We start from the raw sequence: 24,832 nt of genomic DNA on the forward strand, positions 1-24,832 counted from the left end.
AGACCCTCCCGCTACAGCGTGCCGCGGACGCGGGACGGCTCGGGAGCGTCGCCGGCCGGCCCCGCGGTGTTCCGCGCGAGCCCGGCCACCATGGCCTCGATGGTGGGTTCCCGGTAGAAGTCCATCATCGCGTAGTCGCAGTCGAACTCGTCCCGGACCCGGTTGAGCAGGCGCATCGCGTTGATCGAGTGACCGCCCAGATCGAAGAAGGAACCGCCGGCCTCCGCGCCGACCGGTTGCCCGAGCTCTGCGGACCACAGCTCGCGCACCCGCTCGACCAACCGGTCCACCGCGAGTCCGGCAGGCGCGACCACCGGAGGCGGGGTCGGTGTCGGCTGCCCGGGATCGGGCAGGGCGGACCTGTCGATCTTCCCGTTCGCGTTCAGCGGCAGGGAGTCGAGCACGACCCAGCGCGTCGGCACCAGGTAGGCGGGGAGCCGCCCGCCGAGCTGCTCGCGGATCCGTCCGACGACGTCGGGGGACGGCGTCCTCGGCACGACGTAGCCCACGAGGTAGGCGTCGCCCTGGTGGTCGTGGCGCGCGGTGACGTACGCGTCCGCGACCTCCTCCAACGCGAGCAGCGCGTGCGTCGCCTCGCCCGGCTCGACCCGGTAGCCACGGATCTTGGCCTGGTCGTCGGCGCGGCCGCGGAACTCGAGGCGGCCGTCCGGGCGCAGCCGTACCAGATCGCCGGTGCGGTACAGCCGGCCCCACTCGGTGGTCACGAACCGCTCCGCGGTCAGCTCGGGTCGGCCCAGGTAGCCCTGCGCGAGCCCGGCGCCGCCGATGTGGAGCTCCCCCTCGACGCCGGGGGCGACGCGACGGCCGTGCTCGTCGAGGACGTGCAGCGCGGTGTTGTCGATCGCCCGGCCGAGCGCGATCGGCCCGGCCTCGACGCTCTCGTCAGCGACCGTCTCCGTGGTCACCAGGACCGTGGCCTCGGTGGGCCCGTAGACGTTGAGGACCTCGTACGGCAGACCGGGGCGGGGGCGACGTCGCATCTCCTCTCCGCCGAGCATCAGCTGACGCAACGACGCCGGCTGCAGTTCGTCGCCCAGGGTCAGCAGCTCCGCTCCCAGCGGCGTGGGCACGATGCAGACCTCGATCTCCCTGTCCCCCAGCCACTTCGCCAGCGCGCGGGTGTCCAGCCGGTCGGCGTCGTCGGCGACGACGACCGTGCCGCCCGCGGTCAGGGCGGGCCAGACCTCGAGCACGGAGGCGTCGAAACTCTGGCTGCACACCATAGCCGCGCGCCGAGCCTCGTCGAAGCCGAAGCGGGCGCGGTGCCAGCCGCAGAGGTTGACCACTCCGGCATGGGTGGCGACCACACCCTTCGGCAGGCCGGTCGAGCCCGAGGTGTAGATGACGTAGCAGGGGTCGTCCGCGCTGCCCTCGACCGGCGCGGTCGGCCCGGCTCGCAACGCGTCGGCTATGTCGAGCAGCGCGATCCCGGGTGCCGGGACGGCGTCCGCCCCGGAGCCGGACAGCACCAGGCGGGCCCCGCTCTCGGCGAGCACGACGTCGACCCGCTGCCGCCCGAGCGCCGGGTCGAGCGGCAGGTAGGCCGCGCCCCGCCCGAGCACGGCGAGCATCGCCGCGATCAGATCCGCCGAACGCGGCAGCCACAGCGCGACGACGTCGCCGGAGCCGACGCCGCGCGCGGCGAGCGCCCCGGCGATCCGGTCTGCGCGCGCGACGAGCTCGCCGTAGCTGACCGCGCCCTGCGACGACTCGACGGCGACGGCGTCCGGACGGCGTGCGGCCTGCTCGTCGACCAGTCGGCGCACGGTCGTGCGCGGCGTCTGGACGTCGCGGCCGCGCAGGGCAGCCAACTCGGACAGCCGCAGGCCCGGGTCGTGAGAGCCCGCGCGCAGGATCGAGCGCCACACCGCGAGGAAGCCCTCGACCGTGGCGGCGTCGAAGAGGTCGGTGTTGTATTCCAGCTGGCACAGGACGCCGTCCGCGCCGTTGGTCAGGTTGACCGTCAGGTCGGTGACGGCGCGGCTGGTCGCGAACTCCAGCACCGAGGCCTCTACGCCCGGCAGGTCCAGGTCGAAGACCTGCTCGTTCTCGAACTCGACGATCACCTGGAAGACCGGTGTGCGGTCGGTGCGGCGCGGGAGCGCGAGGGCGTGCACGATCCGCTCGAAGGGCGTGTCCGAGTGGTCGTAGGCGTCCAGCACGACGCCGCGCACCCGCCCGAGCAGCTCGGCGAAGGTCGGGTCCCCGGAGAGGTCGATGCGCAGGGCCAGCGGGTTGAGCAGGAAGCCGACCAGATCCTCGGCTCCCTCGGGGCGCACCGAGGCCGGCGTGCCGAGCACCACCTCGTCCTCGCCCGTGCCGACCTGGCGCACCATGGCGGCGAACGCGGCGAGCAAGGACGTGAACAGGGTGACGCCGTGTGTGCGGCTCAGGTCCTTGAGCGCCGTGGTGAGTTCGAGGTCGAAGGTGGTGAACGCGGCCCGGCCGCGGGAGGTCATCACCTCGGGCCGGGGCCGGTCCGCGGGCAGTTGCGGCTCGGGCAGCCGACCGCCCAACTGCCGCACCCACCAGTCCAGCTCCGCGCGCGCGAGCTCCGACTCGCCCGACTCGGCCTGTCGACGCGCCAGGTCCGCGCAGCTCGCGGTCAGCGCGGGCAGGTCCGCGGGGCGGCCGTCGAGCGCGGCAGTGTAGAGGGCCGACAGGTCGCGGCACATGACCATCGTGGACAGCGCGTCCATGACGATGTGGTGCATCGACCAGACCATCACGTGCGCGTCCGGGGCCAGCCGGATCAGCCGGGCGACGAACAGCGGGCCCTCGGCCAGGTCGAACTGGCGGCGGCCCTCCTCGTCGAGCGCCTCGCGCGCCACCGTCTCCTCGTCGGCGCCGGAGCGGTCCACGAAGGCGAAGTCGAGCTCGGCCGTGGCCCGCACGATCTGGCACAGCTCGCCGTCGATCTCGCGGAACCCGGTGCGCAGGCTCTCGTGTCGCCGGATCAGGCCGCCGAGCGCGGCATGCAGGGCGTCGACGTCGACGGCGCCGCGCAGCCGGATCGCCTTGGCCTCGTTGTAGACCGAGCGCCCGGCGAGGAGCTGCTCCGAGAACCACACGCGCTGCTGGCCGGCGGAGACCGGGGCGACGACGGGCTCCACCGGGTCGACGGGCTCCGGCTCGGACCGCTCGGCGATGCGCGGGGCGGCCGTCGGCGTCGGCGTCGGCGTCGGCACCACGGACCCGGCCCGCGCACTCTGCGCGGTCCTGCGCAGGGTGTCGAGCTCGACCATGCTTGCGGACAGGCCGCGGGCCGGAACCCCGAAGTCGACGAGGGCGGCGATCTCGTCCACGCCGATCTCCCGCAGCCGCCGCACCAACGGGGCGCAGGACTCGACGGTCCCGATCAGCGACCGCTGGTCGCAGTACCGGCCGTACGCGCGCTCGAAGACGAAGTCGAGGTCGTCCTCGGTCATCCGGTCGAGGTCGACGTTGAAGCCCAGGCTGTTGGTGACCTCCCCGAACATCGACAGGGAGGAGCGCAGGTACCGGCTGAGCGGCGCGAAGGCGTCGCGTCTCGCCTGTGCGAGGTCCGGGCCGAGGTAGGTGTGCAGGAGCAGGACCACGCGGCCGCCTTCCGGGTCCAGCCCTGCTGCGGCGCGCTCCTTGCGGTAGAGGACGATGTTGTCGGCCAGTTGCTCGGGCGTCTGGCTCATCAGGTTCGTGACGATCCCGAGGTCGTGCCGCGCGGCGCGCCCGTAGGACACCGGGTTCCCGACGACGGCCGCGAACATCGGCGGCTCCGACTGGACCGGCTTCGGGAACACCTGCACGGTGGTGGTGCGGCCGTTGCCGCACGCGCGCTGCACCGACTCGCCGCGCCACAGCCGACGCACCTCGTCGAGCTGCTCGTACATGAGATCGCGGTGGTTCCCGAAGCGCTCGGGGTGGAAGACGAAGTCGTCGGGTCGCCAGCCGGGCGCGAACCCGAGCCCGGCCCGTCCTCCGGAGAGCGCGTCGACCATCGCCCACTCCTCTGCGACGCGGATCGGGTCGTGCAGCGGGAGCACCACCGATCCCGCGTTCAGCCGGATCTGCGAGGTCTCCCGGGCGAGCGCGGCGGCCAGCACCGAGGGGTTCGGGGATATGCCCCCGAAGGAGTGGAAGTGACGCTCGGGCAGCCACAGCGCGTGGAAGCCGTGCCGGTCGGCGAAGCGCGCGGTCTCGACCACGAGGTCGTACCGCTCCTCCTCCGGGGTCTCGCGCGGATAGTCGCCGAAGAAGTAGACGCTGAAGTCGAGGGCCCCGTCCTGCGCGGGGCTTGCCGCGCCGTTCGTCTCGGGGCGCGACGCGGGGCTCGCCGCACGCTGGGACACGGGGCTCGCCGCAGGCTGGCACACGGCAGCCGGGCGCTCGGTGGCCGTCGCGGTCGTCACCGCACGCGGCGCTCCCGTCGGCTGCACCTTGGCCGAGGGGAAGAAGCCGCCCGAGCGGAGCTCGCGCAGTGAGGTCTTGACCGCGTCCGTCACGAACGCGAGGTCCGCGTCGGAGTGCGCCGTCGAAAGGAAGAAATTGCGCCATTCCCAGACCAGCACGCCCTTCAGCAGGAGGTGCGGATACAGGAGTTCCATGTCGGCGAGGTGCTCGAACCGGAACATCGAGCCGAAGTGGTTGATGCGGAGCGGGAACTCCTCGTCGGTGAAGAACCCGTTGAGCTCGCCGACGAACGCGTCGGTGCGCGCGTTGAGCCGCTGCTGCAGGCCGGGGCCCTCGGCGAGCAGGTGGGTCAGCACGGCGCGCGCCGCCACCATGGAGACGGGGTGCTGGATGTAGGTGCCGCCGAAGAACGTGGTGTCGCGCGGCGGGTAGCTGGCGTCACCGTAGCGCCAGAATCCGCCGTCGATACCGTCCATGATGTCGGCGCGGCCCGCGATGGCGCCGATCGGGAAGCCGCCGCCGAGCGCCTTGCCGTAGGTGGCCAGGTCGGCGGTCACGCCATAGAACTCCTGGGCGCCACCGGGGCACGGACGCAGGCCGGTGAGCATCTCGTCGAAGAGCAGGACGATGCCGTGACGTGTCGTCAGCGCCCGCAGCTCGCGGACGAACTCCCCCGGCTGGAAGGCGGGTTTACGGCTCTGCACGGGCTCGACCATCACGGCGGCGATCTGCGGCCCGAGCTCGTCGATGACGCGGAGGCTCTCGGGCGAGCCGTAGTCGAGCACGACGAGGTCGGCCACCGCGGAACCGGGGATGCCGGAGGAGACCGGCACCGTCTGCCGGCCGCCGTCTCCCGGCACCGAGCGGCCGAGGACGTTGTCCGCGTGGCCGTGGTAGGAGCCGTGGAACATCACGATCTTCGTGCGTCCGGTGGCGTTGCGGGCGAGGCGGATGGCGGCGCTGTTGGCCTCGGTGCCCGAGTTGGCGAAGGCGACCCGGTCCATCCCGGTGATGTCGGCGAGCAGTTGGGCCGCCTCGCCGGTCTCGGTGTTGCGCGGACCGAGCTGCAGGCCACGCGAGAGGTGCTCGCGCACGGCCTCGGTCACGAAGGCGGGTTCGTGGCCGAAGAGCAGCGTGCCGAAGCCCATCGTGACGTCGACGTAGGCGTTTCCGTCGAGGTCCTCCAGGCGGGAGCCGGCCGCGCGGCGGCCCGCGATCGGGTACTGCATCTCCTTGGTCGCGCTGCGGAAACCGACGACCGCACGGCTGTCGGCGAGCACCGAGCGGTAGCGCTGTGCCGCGTCCTTGGAGGACGCCGTCTTCGCCGTCAGCCTGCTGATGAGCCCGGCCACGTGCTCGCGCTGTGCCGCGTCGGCCGAACCCGCCATACCTGACTCGCGCGCCACACTGACCCGCGGGCCGTGCTCCTGCGGACGCGCCGAGCCCTTGGCCGGTGTCCCGGCCGTCGGCTCCGGAGCCGGGGACGGGGCGGCTTCGGTCGTCGCCCCTGTCGCCCCCGTCGCCCCGGCGAGCTGGGCGGAGATCTGGCGGCTCAGCGCGAGCATCCGCGCCGACGCGTCGTCAACGGTCACCGCGGGCTCCCGCAAGCTGAAGCGACACCAGCTGGGACAGCTGCTCCATCATCTGGAGCTGGACCTGCTGGAGGACCCGGACCTGCTCGGCGAGCGCCTCGAGAGTCGTGGTCGCGTGGACCGCTGGGGCCGTCACCGCCTCCGCGACGGCGACCGTCGGGGCCGCCGGGACGACGGGTGCCGGAACGGACGCCGGGGCCGTTGCCGCCGGGACGGGGCTCGCCGCCGGGGCGGGGGTCGCCGCCGGGGCGGTCGGCTCGGCCGCGCCGGCGGAGCGCTGCGCCACCATCGCCGCGAGCAGCGCGGGCGAGCCGGCCTCCTCGAAGACCTCGCGCAGGCCCACCCGGACCGCGTACTCCCGCTCCAGCTCGCGCACCATGTTGATCATCTGGAGCGAGTCGGCGCCGAACTCGACGAACGTGCTGCCCGGCCTCACCGCGGAGGGGTCGCAGCCGAAGTGGCGGGCCGTCAGCTCGACGATCCGAGCCAGCACTTGCTGCTCGTGGGTGGTGGCCGCACGGGTGCTGCTCATACTGTTCCCTCTGTTCCCTTCGGAGTGGGTTGCAGTGCGCGGTGCGAGCACGGACGGGTCCGGCAGGGGGCCTGTCCAGTAGGTTCGGTGCTGGTAGGGATAGCGCGGCAGCGGCACGCGGCCGCCGCCGCGTCCTTCGGTGAGGGCACTCCAGTCGATGTCGGCCCCGGCGCAGTAGAGCGCGCCGAGCGACTCGAGCAGCGTCTCCGCCTCGCGTCCGCGCCGCTGCGTGGGCAGCAGGAGCGCGGACGCCTCCTCGGGCAGGGCGCGGCGGGCGAGGCCGGTGAGGGTCGTTCCCGGTCCGATCTCGACGACCGCGCCGACGCCGGCGTCGGCGAGCGCGGCCAGGACCAGGTCGAAGCGGACGGCCCGGCGGGTCTGGTGGACGAGGTAGTCGGCGTCCGGGCGCCAACCGAGCTCGCGTAGCGTGCCGTCCGGTCCGGTGACGAACGGGATGTCCAGCTCCGTCAGGCTTGCTCCGGCGGCCTGGGCTCGCCAGGTCTCGAGCATCGGGTCGAGCAGGCGGGAGTGGAAGGCGCGGTCCACCGCGAGCGGCGCGTACGCGACACCCCTGGCGTCCGCCGCCGCGCACAGCGTGCGAACTGCCGAGGCGGGCCCGGCGAGCACGTGGTTCGCCCGACCGTTGACGGCGGCGAGGTCCAGATCCGGCACCGAGGCCAGCAACTCGTCGACGTCCGGGCGCTCCGCGAAGACCGCGACCATGCCGGCCTGGACGCTCGCGTCACGCATCAGCCGGCCACGCGCCACGGTCAGGCGCATGCCTTCGGCGACCGTGAGCGCACCCGCCGCACACAGCGCCGCATACTCGCCGACGCTGTGGCCCGCGACCAGCTGCGGTCGCACGCCCAGCGATTCCCACAGTCTGCAGAGGGCGACCTGGTGAGCGAAGAGCGCGGGCTGCGCGAGCTCGGTCGGCCACACGTCGGCGCCGCCCGGGGGCGCGCCGTCGCCGGTTCCCAGCAGTTCGGGCAGCAACGAACCGCCGGTCAGCTCCTGGTGGTGCCGATCGCAGGCCTCTACCGTCTCGCGGACGATCGGGAAGAGGTCCGACAATGCGCGCGCCATACCGCGATAGGCACTGCCCTGGCCCGAGAACACGAAAGCGACGCCGCGTTCCCCGAGGGGCGCGGCCGAGTGCGCCGCACCCTCGGCCTTCTCCAGCCGGTCGGCGACCTCGGCGAGGTCGCGGCCCAGCGCGACCGTCCGGTGCGCGTAGTGCCGTCGTCCGACCGCGGCGCTGAGCGTCACGTCCTCCGTCCGCGCCCCGACGTCGGAGCGCAGCCGACCGACGTAGCGCTCGCGCAGCTCCACGAGCGCCTGCGGCGACTTCGCGGACAGCGGCACCGGGGTCACCGGCAGCGGTGGCAGCGTGGCGCTCGGCCGGCGCTGCTCGGGCGCCTCCTCCACGATGAGGTGCACGTTGGTCCCGCCGACCCCGAGCGCGTTGATCCCCGCGCGGCGCGGGGAGTCGCCGACGGTCCACGGTCGAGCCTGTGCCGGGATGTCGAACGGGCTGCCGGCCAGCGGCAACAAGGGATTGGGCGAACGGAAGTTCGCCATCGGCGGGATGGTCCTGTTCTTCAGCGCCAGGATCGTCTTGATCAGGCTCGCCATGCCCGCGCAGGCGTCCAGATGGCCGATGTTGGCCTTGGTGGAGCCGAGCGCACAGTAGCCGACCCGGTCGGTGTCCTCGCGGAACGCCGTCGTCAGGCCCTCGAACTCGATCGGGTCGCCCTTGTAGGTGCCCGTGCCGTGCGTCTCGAGGTACCCGATGGACTCCGCCGAGACCCTGGCGGCCTGGAGTGCGCGGCGGATCGTCCGCCGCTGTCCCTCGGCGCTCGGCGCGCTGTATCCGGCCTTGGACGCCCCGTCGTTGCCGATGCCGCTGCCGAGCAGCACGGCGTGGATCGTGTCGCCGTCGGCCTGCGCGTCGTCGAGGCGCTTGAGGATCACGGCGGCGACGCCGTTCCCGCCGACCGTGCCGTCGGACGCCGCGTCGAAGGCACGGCAGACGCCGGTGCGCGACAGGATGGAACCCCTGACGTGCCGGAAGCCGAGGACCTGCGGGACGTGTACGGCGGCTGCGCCGGCCACGGCGACGTCCGTGTCCCCCGCCAGCAGCGACTGGCTTGCGATGTGCACCGTCGTCAGCCCCGTCGAGCAGGCGCTCTGCACACCCAACGAGGGGCCGGTCAGGTCGAGCGCGAACGAGGCCCGCGTGGCGATGAAGTCGGGGTGGTTGCCGTACGTGACCAGCGATCCGGAGACCCAGTCGGACCAGCCCTCCGGAATCAGGTTGCTGACCAGGTAGGACCGGTGCCCGTACAGGTGATAGCCGTGGGCCGCGAAGACGCCGACCCGTACGCCGTCGGGGGCCGCCGCGTAGCCCGCGTCCTCGAGGGCGTGGTGGACGACCTCCAGGAACAGCCGCTGCTGGGGATCGGTGGCACGCGCCGTGTTGCCGCTCATGCCGAAGAAGCCGGCGTCGAACTCCGCGATCCCCGGGATCAGCGCGCTCGCGCCGATGAAGTCGGCCTCTCGGTACTCCTCGGGTGGCACCCCGGCCGCGGCGAGCTGCTCCTCGGTGAAGCGCTGCACGCTGCACACGCCGTCACGGATGTTGCGCCATAAGGCGAGCTCGTCGTCGGCGCCGGGCAGGCGGAAGGCCATGCCGACGACCGCGATGCGCCGGTCGGTCATCTCGCCTCACCGCCCACTGCCGCCGGGTCGAGCTCCGAGGCCGCCTCTTCGCTGTCCGACCGGCGCGCACCCGAGCGCCTGGAGACGAACACATAGCTCAGGAACGCGACGCCGCAGCCGATCGCGACGCCGTGGGAGACGCCGACCACCCACAGCGGGCTGTGATGGTCCAGCAGCAGGGCGCTGATCACCATCCCCGAGCCGAAGCCGAGGTTCTCGGCCATCGAGGAGAAGCCGAAGACATAGCCGCGGTCGTCGTCGGCCACGGTCTGCAGGCGTGACGCGTAGGCGTTGTCGGTGAACCCGTCGGCCATCCCGGCGCACAGCGCCACGACGACGCCCACGACCAGGGGCGGGCCGGTGAAGGCGACGATGAACGAGGCGGACATCAGGATCGTGCCGACGGCGAAGGCGTTCTCGCCGATCGAACGCCCGCTCTTCTTCACGTAGCGCACCACGCCGCGCTGGACCACGATGTTGCCGACGGCCCAGACCGCCCAGAAGCGGCTGACGAACTCCGCGGGATGGGCCGGGTCGAGCGCCGTCGAGTACACCGGCAGGCCGACGTTGTGCGAGGCCGAGCCGAGGGCGTCCACCGCGCGGATCGCGATCATCACGAGGAGTACGGGGGTGGCGCGCAGGATCCGCAGCCCGATCATCGGGGAGATCTCCCCGCCGCCCGCGGAGGGCGCCGCGGATTCGGACATCCGCAGCTTCAGCGGCAACCGGGCCATGTTCGCCGCGGAGACGACGAAGGTCGCCGCGTCGATCCCGAACGCGGCCCGGAAGCCGAAGGCGGTCACCACGATCCCGGCCGAGGCGAAGCCGGCCACCATCGCCAGCGAACGTCCCGTGGTCAGCAACCCGTTGGCGCGGACCCGCTGGTCCTGCCCGACGATCACCGGGACGCTGCTCCGCAGCGCGACCGTCGAGAGCGTCCCGCCGCACCCGGCGACCACGGCCACCAGGTAGAGCAGTGCGGGCCGTGCGCCCGGCTGCACCGTGAGCAGCGCCGTCAGTGCCACGGCCTGCGACAGGTCGCCGCAGATCATCACGACCTTGCGATTGAAGCGGGTGACGATCGAGCCGGACACGAAGCCCATGAAGAAGCCGACGCCCAGGCGCACGGCCATGATGAGGCCGGTCTGCGCGGCGCTCCCGGTGGTGCTCAGTGCGTAGAGATTGAGCGCCACGAGATTCAAATAGCTACCGTAGGCGGATACGGCGTTGCCCGCCACCAGATAGCGGAAATTCCTGAAGCCGGAGGTCATGGAAAAGGGAGCCCTGTCATATGTGGGTTGGCCGGGCTGAACTGAGAGAGCGGACGAGCTTGTGGCTCTCATGCATTGCTTGTGTTTGCTTGCGCTGCATGCATTGCGTGCCGTGCTTCGGCGAATGCAGTCGTGCGGAACGCGGGGCGCCGCCGGTCCGTCACCGCAGGAACGGGTTTCCGTCGGGTAATCTCAGCACCGACAGGTCGTGAACAACGGGGTCGCGAGCCCGGGAACGACTTCAGTCATTGCGCCTCCCTGTGTACCCAACAGCGTGGCCTGGCTTCGTGGACCCCTCAGCAGAACTCGAAGATCCGCACATTCATACCGCACCCATATCCGTGGCGGCAACCAACGCCGCGAGAAACGCGGGTAAATCAAGACATAAGGAGGCGAACGAACCAGCCTTTTCTCGTCACCGGGATCGAGACGAGGGTCCTCGGCGGGAACACCCGGTGCGGCCGACGCTGTTGGAACGGGTAGGGACCAGTGGGTCCCTGAGCGCGTACTTCTTGCACCGGAGGACTGTTTGATGAACGACCGGCCCCTGACGCTGATGGCGGTGCACGCCCATCCCGACGACGAGGCCACCGGGACCGGGGGCGTCCTCGCGCGCTACGCGCACGAGGGCGTGCGCACGGTTCTCGTCACGTGTACCGACGGCGGGTGCGGAGACGGGCCGGGCGGTGTGAAGCCGGGCGAGCCCGGTCACGACCCGGAGGCCGTGGCCGCGATGCGGCGACAGGAACTCAAGGCCAGCTGCGAGGTGCTGAACATCAGTCACCTGGAGATGCTGGACTACGCCGACTCCGGGATGATGGGCTGGGAGGCCAACGACGCGCCCGGGTCCTTCTGGCGGACCCCCGTGGAGGAGAGCGCGGCCCGCCTCGCCGAACTCCTGCGGCGCTACCAGCCCGACGTGGTGGTCACCTACGACGAGAACGGCTTCTACGGCCATCCCGACCACATCCAGGCGAACCGCATCACCACCGCGGCGCTGGCGATGACCGACCTGTCGCCGAAGCTGTACTGGACGACGGCGCCGCGCTCGATGATGCAGCGCTTCGGCGAGGTCATGCGCGAGTTCGGCTCGGACTGGGAGGAGCCCGATCCGGACGAGGCCGCCGCGCTGGCCGAGATCGGCCTGCCCGACGAGGAGATCACCACCTGGGTGGACACCAGCGAGTTCGGCGAGCAGAAGTTCGACGCGCTGGCCGCGCACGCCAGCCAGGGCGAGAACATCTTCTTCCTGCGGATGGGCAAGGAGAGGTTCACCGAGCTGATGGGCATGGAGACCTTCGTCCGCGTCCAGGACGCCACCGGCGCGCCCGTGCCCGAGAACGACCTCTTCGCCGGTCTGCGCTGACCACCGCAGCCCCGCACCCGAAGGCCCCCGCGACCGCGCGGGAGCCTTTCGGGAAGGGGGCGAAGGTCCGTCCACGTCTCCGCTACGCTCAGGGCCCTTCGACCGATCGATCAGGAGTCCTGCGATGAGGATGGCCCTGCTGCGTGGGCACCACCGTGCTGGGAGACCGTCCCGACGAGGGGCGGGTCTCCTCGCCTTGGCGGCCGTCGTCGTGGGGGGCGCCGCCGCGTGCGGGCCGAACACGGACGCCTACTTCGAGCTGCAGAACGCGATGAAGTCCCACATCACGAATGTGGACCACCGACCGGTCAGCTCCGTGTCCTGCACCCCGCACGTCCACGACACGATGCGCGGCGACACCGCCCACCTGCAGTGCCTGGTCACCTTCACGGACGGCACGTCCTACACGGCCAACGCGGAGATCGAGAACCAGAACTCCGGCGGCCGGCACAACATGCCCGACCTCTACCGCTGGGACGCCCCGCCGCCCAAGTAGGCGGTCAGCCCGCCCCGGGGCCGGCGAACCCGAGACCGGCGATCCCGAGGCCCAACGCGGCGAAGAACAGCCCGACGAGCACGAAGACCGCCAGGAACACCAGCGCCACCAGCACCGCCGCACCGGAGCCGCGGGACCCCGCGTCCGCGACGACTCCCCGCTCCGGCGCGCCCGGCAGGTAGCGCACCACTACGTGGTCCCCCACGATCCGCATGCGGCGGGAGGGGTCGTCGATCCGGTGTTCCGCGCCGTCAGGAGTCCGGAAGCCGATGATCGCGCGCCGCGTGCTGCTGACGTGCTCCCGGCCCTGGACCGAGACGTAGGTGTCCAGCACCACGCCCTCGGCCACCAGGCCGGTGCCGACCGTCTGCCGGGCCGTCGCCCAGCGCCGCACGATCACCACGCCCACCGCTGTGCCGATCGCCGCGAACAGCAGACCGATCGCACCGAACACCACACCGAATGCGCCCACGGCACCGAACACGACGGCTCCCCTCCTCTGAAGCATGCACCGCCCGGCCTCGACCGGGCGTCCGCAACCGGAGATGCCGACGGCGCCGCCACGGGTCCATGATCCAGGCCTTATCCGTGGGCGGCGTTGCGCCAGGTGCGCGGGGTGGTGCCGTGGGTCGCGCGGAAGACGCGGGCGAAGTAGCCCGGGTCCGGGAGGCCGACGCGGCGGCCGACCTGTGCGACCGGGAGGTCGGTGCCGGAGAGCAGGCGGCGGGCCTCGGCCATGCGGCGCTCGGTGATCCAGTCCACGACGGTGCGGCCGGTGCGCCGCCGCACCACCGTGGTCAGGTGACCGGGGGTCAGCCCGAGGCTGTCGGCGACGTCCCGCAGCGAGAGCGGTTCGGCGTAGCGGCGCTCGATCACCTCGAACACCTCGGCCAGCAGCGGCTCGTTGCTCCGTCGCAGGTCGCCCACCACGTCCGTGGCCAGCCGCGCGACGTCGACCAGGAGCAGCGTCAGGTGCGCGAGCACGGCCTGCCGGTAGCCGTCCGCGCGGTCGGTCAGCTCGGACTCGATCGCGGTGATCGTCGCCGTCCAGACCGGCCGCCGCGCGGGCGGCACGCTCAGGCGCAGCAGCCCGCCCGGGATGCGGTGCAGGAACGGCAGCAGCAGCGGATGCGCCCGCCAGGTCGACCAGGGTCCCTGCTCCTCGCCGCCGAGCGCCGCCGGGTCGAAGAACATCCCGGTGCCCCCGCCGAAGGCCGCGACGGACGTGGGATCGATCACCGCTCCGGGGGCCACCACGAAGGCGTCGCCCTCCGCCAGCGGGCCGAACGGGCCGCTCGGCTCCCCCGGCCCCGCGCGCTCGACGTACATGAGCACCGGGAAGTCGTGGATGTGGCGCCGTCCGTGTCCGGGCTGCCGGTCCGGATCGAACCGCAGCACCGACACCGGCGGCGTCGCCGGGTCCGTCCGGTAGCGGTAGACCGGCACGCCCGCGCGGAAGCGGACCGGGCTCGCCATGTCGGGCATACAGTCGAAGATAGTCCTGGTTCTGCCGACAATCGACCAACTCCGCAGTGGAGCCGGGGACCACCATGGGAGGCATGGCGAAGAATCATCCCACCACGGTTTCCGCACAGCCTCACGACTACCTGCCCGCCGCCGGGCGCGACGCGCTCCTGCCCTTCTACGATCGGCTCACGGCGCTGCTGGGCGCGGGCGAGCTGCACCGCACCCTCCTTGCGCAGGTGGGCCTCGCCGACGGCCTGCGCGTGCTGGAGATCGGCTGCGGCACCGGCAACCTGTCCGTGCGCGCCAAGCGCGCCCACCCCGGCGTGGAGCTGACTGGTTCGGACCCCGATCCGCTCGCCCTCGCCGTCGCCGAGCGCAAGGCCGCCGGTCTCGACGGCATCCGTTTCGAGCGCGGCTACGCACAGCGGCTGCCCTACTCCGACGCCGGCTTCGACCGGGTGCTGTCGGCGCTGATGCTCCATCACCTCGACGACGAGGCGAAGGCCGCGACCGCCGCCGAGGTGCGGCGGGTGCTGCGCCCCGGAGGAAGCCTGCACCTGGTGGACTTCACCGGGACCAAGCACGGCCCGCACGGCTACCTGGCCAGTCGCCTGATGAAGTCCGGCCACTTCAGCGCCGAGTCCGCCGAGCCCGGCGACGACATCCTGCGGCTGCTCGCCACGGCGGGCCTCGACGCCACCCTGGTCGCGACCCGCCGTCACCGGTTCCTGGGCCGGGTCGGCTACTACCGGGCCGGCCGCCCGGCCTGACCACACCCTGCACCGCACCTGTCCGGACCGGCAGGCAGAATCGGTCCGGAGCGTCTGAGGAGGTCGTGGTGGAAGAACGGTGGACCCCGTCGGGGGTGCGGCTGCGGCGCGTGGCCGCCGCCCCCGGGCCCTGGAACTGGCTGTTCGTGCCGGGCGGCCCCGGGCTCGGCTCGGAGTCGCTTGCGGGGCTGGCGGACGCATCCGGCGTGCCCGGCACGCTCTGGCTGGTCGACCTGCCCGGGGACGGCTCGAACCGGGGCCACTCCGCCGTCCCCGACCGTCCGTTCGACCACTGGCCGCACGTTCTCGCCGAGGCCGTCGACGGCCTGGAGCAGTGCGTCGTGGTCGGGCACTCGACCGGCGGGATGTTCGCCCTGTCCGTTCCCGCCCTCGCAGACCGCCTGTCCGCCCTGGTGCTGGTCAGCAGCGCGCCCGACGCCGGATGGCGTCCGATCTTCGAGGAGTGGGCGGGAGCCCACCCCGTACCCGGCCTGGAGGACGCGGCACAGCTGTACGCCGCCGCGCCCGGCGACGGCACGCTGCGGGACCTCACCCTGGCCGCCGCGCCGTGGAACTTCACCGAGGCCGGACTGACGACCGGCCGGAAGCTCCTGGCCGGTCTCCCCTACTGCCACGAGGCCGTCGCCTGGGCGGACGCGCACTTCGACGCCGACTACCGCGCGGCGTGGCGTGGCGTCCGGACGGCCTCCCCACCCTGGTCCTCAGCGGGGCCGAGGACCACGTCGTGGACCCGCGCGTGTGGGAGCGGGCCGAGGGCTTCACGGGTCCGGGCGTGCTGCGGCACACCGTCGACGGGGCCGGCCACTTCCCCTGGATCGAGAACCCCGGTGCGGTGCGGGACGCGTTCGCCGCCCTGACGGCCCGTCTCGCCGCCCGGTGACCGCGACACCGCACGCACCGCCCCTTGCCCCGCCGACGGGCCGAGCGGGCAAGGGGTGCCGCGCGCTCGCCCGGCGCGCTACATCGGCGTGGGCTTGATCATGGCGAACGGCGCGCCCTGCGGGTCGGCGACCACCGTCATCCGGCCGGCCATCATGTCGAACGGCGGGGCCAGCACCGTGCCGCCGCTCCTGACCAGGGCGTCGACGGTGGAGTCGACGTCGTCGACGGAGAAGTAGCTCAGCCAGTGGGCGGGGGTGCCGGGCGGGTCGTTCGCCAGCAGAGTGGCACCGCCGACCGCGCGGCCGCCGACCCGCAGCTCCCAGTAGGAGTCCGCGCCCTCCAGCGGCTCGATCTCGATGCCGAACGCCTCGCCGTAGAACGCGGTGGCGGCGAGGACGTCGCTGGTGTGCAGCTCGTTCCAGGTGAGCGCGCCGGGCTCGTTGACCACCTGGGCGCCGAAGAACTCGCCGGGCTGCCAGACGCCGAAGACCGCGCCCTGCGGGTCCGAGGCGATCAGCATCCGGCCCAGCTCGCCGACGTCCACCACCGGGACGAGCAGCGTGCCGCCCGCGGAGACGATGGCCTCCTGGGTGGCCTGGGCGTCGGTAGTGGCCAGGTAGCTGGTCCACACCGTGGGCGGCTCCGGCATGCCCTCGGGCGCCGTCGCCGGGCCGATCCCGGCCGCAGCCTTTCCGTTGAGCTCGCACACGGCGTAGCCGCCGAACTCCGCCGGACCGGGCTGGCCCTGCCAGCCGAACAGGTCTCGGTAGAAGTCGAGGGCCGCCTGCTGGTCCTGGGCCATCAGGTCGATCCAGCACGGGGTGCCGGTCGCGTACGGGGTGGTGACTTCGGGCATGGAAGCTCCTTGGGGCAGGGGTCTTCCGCAACCCTGCCGCCGCGGACCGGAGCCCACCACACGACACGCCATCACGAAGGAGGGAAGCCCCCGTCCGACACGCCGGCGGCCGGCCCGAGGGTTCGTGCCCGAGGGTTCGTGCCCGAGGGTTCGTGCCCGAGGGCCTTCGGACCGGCCGCGCGGCGGGCTCGTGGGCCCGGTCCTGCTAGGCCTTGAGGCTGGAGCAGCAGGAACTGCAGGTGCTGGAGCAGGTGCCGTTCATGACCTCGGCGGCGTCGGCGTAGTCGGTGATCTCGAAGGTCTCGGACTCGAGCTCCAGGATCTCGCTGCCCAGGGTCGGCACCGCGGTGGTGGTCTGCTCGTGCATGGTGGTCTCCTCTGCGGAAGTCGGGACGGTACCGGCGTCGGCGGCAGCCCTGTCGGGGGACGGGGCTGCCGCCGACCGCGCGGGTGTTACTCCTTGTTGGCGCAGCAGGAGCTGCAGGTGCTCGAGCAGGTCGAGCCGTTCATGACCTCGGCGGCATCCGCGTAGTCGGTGATCTCGAAGGTCTCGGACTCGAGCTCCAGGATCTCCTGGCTGAGGGAGGCGAGCGCCTTGTGGTCGACGTTGGACATGAGGTCCTCCTCTGCGGGGGCCCACCGTGCGGCGGGCCTGCGGAACGAACTGGAACAGGTCTATCGGCGGCCGCTGGCAGGGGTGCTGGCAGATCGCTGACACATCGCTGTCACGTTCAGCGCCGCGTGTCCCAGCGGAAGCGGCGCACGGCCACGAGGGTGCCGACGACGCCCCAGGCCAGCAGGACGGCCAGCTGGCGCCACGGCACGCCCCCGTGCCCGGTGAAGGCCCCGAGCAGGGCCTGGTTGAGAGGGCGCATGGGCAGGGCGTCGGCCACGTCGTCGAGCAGCGCCGAGTGGATCGGGAAGTAGTTGCCGGAGATGAACATCAGCGGGAACTGGATGAACTGCACCACCGCCGACGCCGCTTCGGAGTCGCTGATCAGCGAGGAGACGCCGACGCCGAGGGCGCAGAAGCTGGCGGCGCCCAGCGTCAGCGAGGCGATCGTGGCCCCCCACTGGGCGGGCAGCGGGACGCCGTAGCAGTAGCCGACGACGGTGATCAGGACGACCTCGACGGCGCTGACGACGAGCGCGTGGGCGAGCAGGCCGGCGAAGTAGGTCCAGGCGGGCAGCGGGGTGGCGTGCAGACGCTTGAGGATGCCGTTCTGCCGGCGGATGGAGAGGGAGACGGCGAGCTGCCCGTAGCAGGCGCCGAAGACCGACAGGGCGGCCACGGTGGGGGTGAAGTACTGCATGCCGGACAGGCCGTAGAAGAAGCTGTCGGGCTGGTTGCCGCCGAAGACGGCTCCGAAGATCACGATGATCATGACCGGCAGTGCGAAGGTGAAGAACACCGACTGCGGGTTGCGCCAGAACGACAGTTGCTCGTAGCGGATCTGGTGCAGCGTCAGTCGCAGGCGGCCGGTCCCGGCCGCAGCGGTGATCGGCGGGGTGAGTGCGGGACGTTCGGGGCGTTCGGTGGTGGTGGCCTGGCTCATCGCGTGCTCCGGTGACCTGCGGCGGACAAGGGGGACTTCTCGGTGTCGGGGGCGGGGGCAGCCTCGTGGTCGGCGGTGAGGCCGAGGTAGACGTCCTCCAGGCTCGGCTGCTCCACCGTCAGACCGTTCAGGACCAGGCCTCGGTCCAGGGCCCAGCCGGTGAGCTGGTGCAGGACGCGGGTGGGCTCGGCGACGGACGCGGTGACGGTCCCGTCGGCCTCGACGTCGACCGGGACCGGCAGGTCGTCCGGCGAGCAGCCGTCCGGGAGGGTGAACCGGATCCGCTTGAGGGCGTGGTCGCGGCCGCCGATGGTCGCCGGGGTCCCGGTGGCCACGATCCGCCCGGCGGCGATCACGGCGACGCGGTCCGCCAGGGCCTGCGCCTCGTCCATGTAGTGGGTGGTGAGCAGGATGCTCGTGCCCGTGTCGCGGAGGTTGCGCACGACGTCCCAGGCGCCGTGGCGGGCGTTCGGGTCGAAGCCGGTGGTCGGCTCGTCCAGGAAGAGCAGGCGCGGGTTGCCGATGATGCCGAGGGCCAGGTCCAGGCGGCGCTTCTGGCCGCCGGAGAGGTCCTTGACCCGGGTGCGGCTCTTCTCGGTGAGGCCGGTGAGCGCGACGACCTCGTCGACGGGGCGCGGTGCGGGGTAGTAGCCGGCGTTGCGGGCGATGGTCTCCCGGACCGTCAGGTACGGCTCGACGGCGATGTCCTGGAGCACCAGGCCGACATGGCGGCGCAGCCAGCCGCTGTGCGCCCGGTCGCCCGGGTCGCGGCCGAGCACCTCCACCGTGCCGCCGTCGCGCTGACGGAAGCCCTCGAGGATCTCCAGCGTGGTGGTCTTGCCCGCCCCGTTGGGTCCGAGCAGCGCGAAGATCTCCCCCGCCTCGACGTGGAAGCCGACGCCGCGGACCGCTTCCTTGTCGCGGTAGCTCTTGCGCAGGTCCTGCACGAGCACGTGGTTCATCGGCGCGTCTCTCCACTTCGCGGGGCCGGCGCTGGGCCGGTGCGGTGTCGCTGGGTCACGGTGTCGGCTTTCGTGTCGGTGCGGATCGGGGCGGTTCGGGGCGGAGCGGATCGGGGCGGAGCGAGGCGGGGCGGTTCGGGGCGGAGCGGGGCGGGGCGGTTCGGGGCGGAGAGCGGATCGGGGCGGAGCGAGGCGGTTTCGGGGCTGACCGGCGCTTTCGGTGGTTCCGGCCCTTCGGGTGGGTGGCCGGGCTCACGAGAAGGGGTGCGGGACCAGCCGCAGGGGCCGGTCGGGGTCGGCGCGCCGGGCCGCGCGCAGCCTGGGCAGGCGCAGGGCACGCTGGCGGGACCAGCCGAAGTCCATGGGCAGCAGGCCGGGCGCGATGACCCGGACGGTGCGCAGGCCGAGCGCGCGCTGCTCGTGCGAGGTCTGGTCGACCACGATCACGTCGTGGCCGGCGGCCGCGATCGCGTCGCAGCACCGCCGCACGTCCTCCCGCAGGTCCAGGGGACCTTCCGGGGCCCGCTGGCCCTGCCCGCGGTCGGCGCCCAGGGAGGCGAGCGGGACGGTTGCCGAGGGCGTCAGATAGGTGGCGGCGTGGGCCGCCATCCGGGGCAGGCCGAACAGGGCCGGGTGGTCGTCCTGGCGGCGGACGAGGGTGAAGTCCTCGGCCATGGCCTCCAGTTCGTCGGTGCGGGCGGAGACGCGCCCGGCCAGGCCGGGCAGATAGGTGAGCGTCTCGGCCAGCGCGGACTCGACCGCCGCGGCCGGGTCCAGCGCCGCCGCGGCGGCGAAGGAGAGGTGTCCCGGGCCGCCGTCGCGCCGCACGGCGACGGCCGCGACCGAGGGGATCGGCAGGTCGGCGCGGGTGTCGAGCACGTGCAGCCGGTAGCCGAGGAGCTCGGCCCGATCGAGCATGCCGCGTACCGCGGCCGGTGCGCCGTCGTGGAGGTCGATCCCGGTCAGGGACGCGCCGCCGTACCAGGAGAGCAGGAACGCGTCGCGTTCGACGACCTCCAGCAGCCCGAACAGGACGGCCTCCTCGAGGCAGCTGCCGGTGGCGCAGCCGTTGGAGCACTCGTCGACGAAGTCGTCCCCCGCGCTGCCCTCGAAGTAGTAGGCGGAGCGCCGGGCGACGAGCACGGGCCGCTGGTCGCGCAGGGACCAGCCCGGCACCCAGGGGATGGGCCGCGCCGGGTCGAAGGGCTGCAGCCGCTGCTCGGCGGCGTAGGTCTCCGGCGCGTACACGCCGCAGTCGCGCGGGTCCAGTGCCGCGTCGCCGAGGCTGTCGTACGAGGCCACCAGCGGCGGGGCGAGGGACTGTCGGCGCGTGCTCGCGTAGCGTTCCAGCCCTTCCAGCAGGCCGAGGTGGCGGCTGCGCCGGAAGGAGCCGGTCTTGCCGCTCCAGGTCATCTCGTTCAGACCGCCGGAGGTCCGCAGCAGGACCGCGCCGGCCACGGGGGCGGTGGTGGGCGAGGTCAGGTCGGTGCGGGTGCCCGCGCCGAGCGCGCCGCACACCGGGTTGGCCAGAGCGGTCGCGGGCAGGGCGTACGCCTCGGGCGTCCGCAGCCGGTAGGCGTGCGCGGGCCGGGGACGCGGCAGCAGGGCAAGTCCGGGCTCCGGCGCGGCGGCCTGCTCATCGGCCTCGCGGCAGACGGGACACAGCGCCTCGGGCAGGAGCGGAACGGTGACGGTGTGCCAGGTGGCCAGGTCGATCCTGGTCACCCGGCGTAGCCGCCGGTCCCCGCCGGTGAGGCCGTCCGCGGGCGGCGCTTCGCCGGTGACGGCCTCGTGCACCGCCAGGACGGCGGTGGCGAGCCCGGCGGTCGGCAGCGGCCACGCCGCGGCGGCGGTCGTGCCACGTCCGGTCTCCAGGGCGTCGCGCTCGGCTGAGCCGCGCAGCCGCTGCCGACGCATGGCCAGGCACACCCCGCAGGCGGTCCCCTCGGCCGTCCCGTCACCGCCCCAGGGGCCGACAAGGACGGCGTCGGCGGCCAGGTGGACGGTCGCGCGGGCGCGGTCCGCGAGACCGTGCGAAGCGCCGGACGCAGGGGCGTACGAAGCGGCGGACGCGAGGGCGTCGGCGTCGCCGAGCCAGGCCACGTCCGGCGCCGGTCGGCCGAGACGTTCGGCCTCGTCGGCGAGCAGCAGACGCAGCCGCTCCCCCGCCGCCGCCAGCGGGTGGTCGGCGGCGGCGAAACCCGCCGTCACCACTGCCGCCGCTGCTGCGTGCGCGGATGCCTCGGCACCGGTCACGGTCATCGGCCCGCCTCCCGCTGCCGGTGGCGCGCCGGACGGACCACGCGCAGCGTCACCAGCGCGGTCGTGGCCAGCATCGTCAGCACCGCCGTGAGCAGCCGCTCGGTGGCGGGCGTCAGAGAGAACACCGCCCAGGCGACGGCGAGCAGCAGTCCCGCCGTCAGGACCGTCCACAGCGCCGCGTAGCCGAGGTAGAGCCGTCTCGCCCGGCGTGGGTAGCCGCCGGCCCCCGGACCCGTGCCGGGCCGCCGCCCGGGCAGGGAACGGGCGACGAACCTGCGGGTCTCCTGGGCCAGGCGCGTCGTGCCGAGGACCGCCTCCAGGATCCGGTAGCCGTCCAACGGGGGCAACGGAAGCAGGTTGGCCAGCCCGACGACGGTGCCCGAGAGCAGGACCGCGCTGAGCGTCGGGTGGCTGCCGCCGTGCCGCGTGAGCAGCAGCCAGCCGCCGTAGGCGGGCAGCAGGACGGCGAGGTTGGTCAGGGCGCCCGCGGCGGCGACGGCGACCTGGCGGCGTCGCGACAGGAAGCGCGCGTCGGGCACGTCGCAGTACAGGTAGACCATGGGCAGCCGCCAGCGCACACCCAGTTCGCCGACGGTGGCCCCGACCGCCCGAGCGGTCAGCGCGTGGCCGACCTCGTGGAGCGCCATGCTGAACCACAGGGCGACGGCGACCAGCAGGAACATCGCCGGACGGTGGCCCAACGCCCGTGCCGACGCGGTGAGTTCCGGGAGCCGCCAGGCGAGGCCCGCAAGCAGGGCGCAGAGCGCCGCGCCCAGGAGCAGCACGGCGGCTCCGCGCGCGACCCGGTGCCGAGCCGGGGAGGGGAGGTGACGCAGCACGTCGAAGCGCGCGTCGCCGTCCGCGACCAGCCGCAGCCGCCCCTCTGCCCAGTGCCCGCGCGCCGGCGGGGTGGCCGCGGGCACGGCGGCGGCGGACGCCGGCAGCTGCGTCTCGGTGCCGACCAGCAGACGGCGTCCGTAGAACAGGCCCAGCAGTTGGCGCCACTGCGGCTCGCCGAGCCGGGCCCCGAACCGGGCGGCGTAGTCCTCGCCGATCTGTTCCAGCGTCCGCACGCCGTCGAGCCGGTCCAGGACGAAGTGCACCTTCGGCGACAGCTCCATCCGGGCGCCGGTGCGCGGGTCGAGCAGCAGCCGTACGGGCTCGTGCCCGCGCAGCAGCGGGGCGCTGACGAGGATGTCGGGGCGGGTGCGCGGCGCGGCCGCGCGGGGTTCGGTGGGGTTCACGACGCCGCCGTGGCCGGCTCGGCCGCGCCGGACCCAGCTCGGGGTTCGGCGAGAGCGCGCGCGAGGAGGTAGGCGAGGTAGGCCTCGTCCTGGAGCGTCATCGACAGCCGGTTGTTGGTCATGTGCAGGTAGGGGACGAGCAGCCTCGGCAGGGTCACCGCCAAGTCGGTGACGCCGGGCCGGGCGCCGTCCCAGGGCTCCTCGTCCTGGTCCGGTGGGGCGAAGGCGATCCGCCCCTGCTCGGTCAGGTCGACCAGGCGGGCCCGCAGCTCGCGGCAGTGCTCGGCCCAGGCCCGCAGCGTGCCGGGCAGGGTGGAGAAGTCGTCTGCCTCGGCCGCGGCGAGGATGCGCCGGATGCGCGGGGCGAGCGAGTCGGCGGTGGCCCGGTAGCCGCGGTCGAAGTCGCCCTGGCCTGCGGTCTCGGCTCTGCCGGAGGACTCGTCCCAGAAGCGGTGGTAGCCGTCGAGGAACTCGGCCAGCAACTCGCCGTCGCGCACCAGGCATCCGGCGGTGACCATCATCACCTGGGCGGCGAAGCCGAGGGCGACGGGGCGCAGGTGCAGGTTCAGGGTGCGGTTGGCGTCGAGGACGAGGCGGCTGGAGTGCTCGAAGTGCCACTCCGCGAGCGCCACGCCCGCCGGGCCGCCGTACTTGCCGTACTCGGGCTGGTAGCGCTCGGCGCTGAAGGTGTTGGTGTCGCGCAGCCGCATGGTGCCGTCCGGGCCGAGCAGCCGGGTGCGCTGCGCCGGGGTGAACTCCCGCTCCATCAGCTTGTCGTAGTAGTCGTCCAGGAAGCCGGGCGGCACCTCGTACAGGGCCGGGCGACGGCGCAGGAACGCGGCGACGGCCGCCTCGGTGCGCTCGCGCACGGCCGGGGCCGCCTCGGGCGTGGAGGGGCGCAGGCGCAGCCGGACGTGGGGCCCCTCCAGCCAGTAGTTGATGAAGAAGTGACCCGCCAGCAGGCCGTCGTCGGTCAGCTCGTCGACGAGGGGCTCGATCAGCTGGAGCAGCAGCGGGCGGGGGCTGGCCGAGTAGTAGATGTGGTAGGCCAGCCAGTGGCCCCGGGTCTCCTCGGCGCCCTGCTGCGGACCGGTGTGCACGGAGTTCATCGGAGTCCTTCCTCGGTCGGCTCGGTCGGCTCGGGCGGTTCGTTCGTCAGGGTTGCCTGGGTTGTGTGTGTTGTGTGGGTCGTCCGGGGTGTCGGGTGCGCGGCGGGCCCGGCGGTCGTGGGCAGCAGCTCCACCACGAGCTCGCTCACGTGGTCGCCCGCTCCGGAGCGGGCCGCCAGCTCGTGGCCGGCCGGGAGCATCTCCTCGAACACGACGCGTCCGGGGCGCTCGGCCAGGGCGGCGTCCAGGGCCAGCAGCGACAGCGGGCTGTCGAAGTCGACGTACTGCGGCTTGTCCCGGTCCGGGGCGCCGGCTGCGGCGTCCTGGCGGATCCGCGCGAACACCTGGGCGGGCAGGCCGTGGCGGGCACGCAGGCGCAGCCACGCCAGGTACCACTCGGCCTCGTCACCGCCCGCCTCGCGGCGCGGCAGCGAGCCGGCCGCCGCGGTCCAGGAGCGCCGCTGGAGCACCAGCGCGCCGTACCGCAGCCGGGGGCGGGTGGTCACGCCGTCCACGGCCGGGCCCTCGGGGACGCCGCGCCAGGGGTCCAACTGCGCCTGGAAGGCCGGGGAGAGCAGCAGCAGGGTGCGCGGGATCTCCGGGAGCGCCACCGACACCAGGTAGCCGAGGTAGAGCGGCACGACCTCGCGGTCCAGTCGCCGCGAGCGCAGCACGAGTCGGTCGTCCGTCTCGTCGTGGACCACGTAGAGGTCGTCGAGGTCGAGGCGGGCGTCGGGTTCGGCGGTGCCGGTCTCGCCGGGGCAGACGATCTCGTAGTCGGTCAGCCGGTCGTGCAGGTTGAGGTTGGTGGTGGCGGCCCCTGCCGTGACCTCCGCGAACACCGCCCCTTCGGGCCGGTTCGCGCGCAGGTGCGCGCGCAGCGCCTCGGCCACCTCGCCGCCGTCCTCGTCGCGCAGGCAGTGGGTGAACCGGGTGAACGGGTAACCCAGGCCGCCGTATGCGTTGTTCAGGACCAGCAGTGGGTCGTCCGCGCGCCGGACCCACTGCAGGAAGTGCGACTGCGGCTGGAAGGCCCGTGGCAGCGCGCCCAGGTGCGCGGTGGCGGCCGCGACGGCCTGCGGAGTGAGGAACAGCTCGGGGCTCTCGCCCTGGTTGCCGCTCCACAGCTCCCGCATCCGCTCGGTGAGTTCGGCCCTGGCGCGGTCGATCGCGGTGATCTCCGGCTGGCGCAGCCAGTTCTCCTCCGGCGGCCGGCCGCCGTCCGGGGCGGAGCGGCCGGGGCGGGCGGCGAAGTCGAGGTAGCGGTCGAAGATGTCCTCGTGGAAGTCGTGGACGAGGGTGAGCAGGTCGTCGC

Annotated in this window: 18 protein-coding genes; 4 read left to right on the top strand and 14 right to left on the bottom strand. The window is 73.1% G+C overall.

The features are described 5' to 3' along the window. Positions 1-11: 11 nt before the first annotated feature. The 3 genes from TR48_RS24135 to TR48_RS24145 are packed head-to-tail and all read right to left on the bottom strand — an operon-like array spanning position 12 to position 10,526. Positions 12-6,002: a non-ribosomal peptide synthetase gene (locus tag TR48_RS24135; protein ID WP_236652302.1), complete on the bottom strand. Its 5,991-nt coding sequence runs from the start codon at positions 6,000-6,002 to the stop codon at positions 12-14. Next, positions 5,992-9,255 carry a type I polyketide synthase gene (locus TR48_RS24140; RefSeq protein WP_042370837.1) on the bottom strand — a complete coding sequence of 1,088 codons (3,264 nt, stop codon included), beginning with the start codon at positions 9,253-9,255 and terminating at the stop codon, positions 5,992-5,994. Before TR48_RS24140 ends, TR48_RS24135 begins: the two co-directional genes overlap by 11 nt. Continuing rightward, positions 9,252-10,526 (bottom strand): MFS transporter, encoded by a 1,275-nt coding sequence (locus TR48_RS24145; RefSeq protein WP_084729694.1) that lies wholly within the window; start codon positions 10,524-10,526, stop codon positions 9,252-9,254. The genes TR48_RS24140 and TR48_RS24145 overlap by 4 nt, the downstream gene beginning before the upstream one ends. 532 nt (positions 10,527-11,058) lie before the next feature. Here TR48_RS24145 and TR48_RS24150 point away from each other — a divergent pair. Beyond that, positions 11,059-11,892 carry a PIG-L family deacetylase gene (locus TR48_RS24150; RefSeq protein ID WP_042370839.1) on the top strand — a complete coding sequence of 278 codons (834 nt, stop codon included), beginning with the start codon at positions 11,059-11,061 and terminating at the stop codon, positions 11,890-11,892. 196 nt (positions 11,893-12,088) lie between these two features. Then, positions 12,089-12,388 (top strand): hypothetical protein, encoded by a 300-nt coding sequence (locus TR48_RS24155; RefSeq protein ID WP_042370842.1) that lies wholly within the window; start codon positions 12,089-12,091, stop codon positions 12,386-12,388. Between the two features lie 4 nt (positions 12,389-12,392). Here the strand turns inward: TR48_RS24155 and TR48_RS24160 are convergent, their stop codons facing one another. Both TR48_RS24160 and TR48_RS24165 read right to left on the bottom strand, forming a co-directional pair. After that, the gene (locus TR48_RS24160) at positions 12,393-12,872 is read right to left on the bottom strand and encodes a DUF3592 domain-containing protein (protein ID WP_042370843.1); all 480 of its coding nucleotides are present in this window, start codon (positions 12,870-12,872) and stop codon (positions 12,393-12,395) included. A gap of 98 nt (positions 12,873-12,970) precedes the next feature. Beyond that, positions 12,971-13,873 carry a helix-turn-helix transcriptional regulator gene (locus TR48_RS24165; RefSeq protein WP_042370845.1) on the bottom strand — a complete coding sequence of 301 codons (903 nt, stop codon included), beginning with the start codon at positions 13,871-13,873 and terminating at the stop codon, positions 12,971-12,973. A 74-nt stretch (positions 13,874-13,947) separates the two neighbouring features. Here TR48_RS24165 and TR48_RS24170 point away from each other — a divergent pair, with 74 nt between their 5' ends. After that, the gene (locus TR48_RS24170; protein WP_042370847.1) at positions 13,948-14,625 is read left to right on the top strand and encodes a class I SAM-dependent methyltransferase; all 678 of its coding nucleotides are present in this window, start codon (positions 13,948-13,950) and stop codon (positions 14,623-14,625) included. A gap of 68 nt (positions 14,626-14,693) precedes the next feature. Beyond that, positions 14,694-15,503 carry an alpha/beta fold hydrolase gene (locus TR48_RS24175; RefSeq protein WP_201777151.1) on the top strand — a complete coding sequence of 270 codons (810 nt, stop codon included), beginning with the start codon at positions 14,694-14,696 and terminating at the stop codon, positions 15,501-15,503. A gap of 101 nt (positions 15,504-15,604) precedes the next feature. Here TR48_RS24175 and TR48_RS24180 read toward each other — a convergent pair whose 3' ends face one another. From TR48_RS24180 to TR48_RS43550, 9 genes are all read right to left on the bottom strand, one after another. Next, positions 15,605-16,384 carry a VOC family protein gene (locus TR48_RS24180; RefSeq protein ID WP_042370850.1) on the bottom strand — a complete coding sequence of 260 codons (780 nt, stop codon included), beginning with the start codon at positions 16,382-16,384 and terminating at the stop codon, positions 15,605-15,607. A 205-nt stretch (positions 16,385-16,589) separates the two neighbouring features. Further along, positions 16,590-16,751 carry a thiazolylpeptide-type bacteriocin gene (locus TR48_RS42245; RefSeq protein ID WP_152628151.1) on the bottom strand — a complete coding sequence of 54 codons (162 nt, stop codon included), beginning with the start codon at positions 16,749-16,751 and terminating at the stop codon, positions 16,590-16,592. 86 nt (positions 16,752-16,837) lie between these two features. Then, positions 16,838-16,999: a thiazolylpeptide-type bacteriocin gene (locus TR48_RS24185; protein ID WP_042370852.1), complete on the bottom strand. Its 162-nt coding sequence runs from the start codon at positions 16,997-16,999 to the stop codon at positions 16,838-16,840. A 116-nt stretch (positions 17,000-17,115) separates the two neighbouring features. After that, positions 17,116-17,940, bottom strand: coding sequence for an ABC transporter permease (locus TR48_RS24190; RefSeq protein WP_084729696.1), 825 nt, complete (start codon positions 17,938-17,940; stop codon positions 17,116-17,118). Beyond that, positions 17,937-18,902 (bottom strand): ABC transporter ATP-binding protein, encoded by a 966-nt coding sequence (locus TR48_RS24195; protein WP_042370854.1) that lies wholly within the window; start codon positions 18,900-18,902, stop codon positions 17,937-17,939. The genes TR48_RS24190 and TR48_RS24195 overlap by 4 nt, the downstream gene beginning before the upstream one ends. 252 nt (positions 18,903-19,154) lie before the next feature. Further along, a complete protein-coding gene (locus TR48_RS24200) occupies positions 19,155-21,164 on the bottom strand; it encodes a TOMM precursor leader peptide-binding protein (protein WP_084729697.1) in 2,010 nt (669 codons plus the stop codon). Beyond that, positions 21,161-22,408, bottom strand: coding sequence for a M50 family metallopeptidase (locus TR48_RS24205; protein ID WP_052442953.1), 1,248 nt, complete (start codon positions 22,406-22,408; stop codon positions 21,161-21,163). The genes TR48_RS24200 and TR48_RS24205 overlap by 4 nt, the downstream gene beginning before the upstream one ends. After that, positions 22,405-23,517 (bottom strand): lantibiotic dehydratase C-terminal domain-containing protein, encoded by a 1,113-nt coding sequence (locus TR48_RS24210; RefSeq protein WP_042370856.1) that lies wholly within the window; start codon positions 23,515-23,517, stop codon positions 22,405-22,407. Before TR48_RS24210 ends, TR48_RS24205 begins: the two co-directional genes overlap by 4 nt. Then, positions 23,514-24,832: lantibiotic dehydratase (locus TR48_RS43550; RefSeq protein WP_174501732.1), on the bottom strand; the 1,319-nt coding region annotated here is incomplete at its 5' end. The genes TR48_RS24210 and TR48_RS43550, both read right to left, overlap by 4 nt.

The sequence above is a fragment of the Streptacidiphilus neutrinimicus genome, assembly GCF_000787815.1.
Lineage (GTDB): Bacteria > Actinomycetota > Actinomycetes > Streptomycetales > Streptomycetaceae > Streptacidiphilus > Streptacidiphilus neutrinimicus.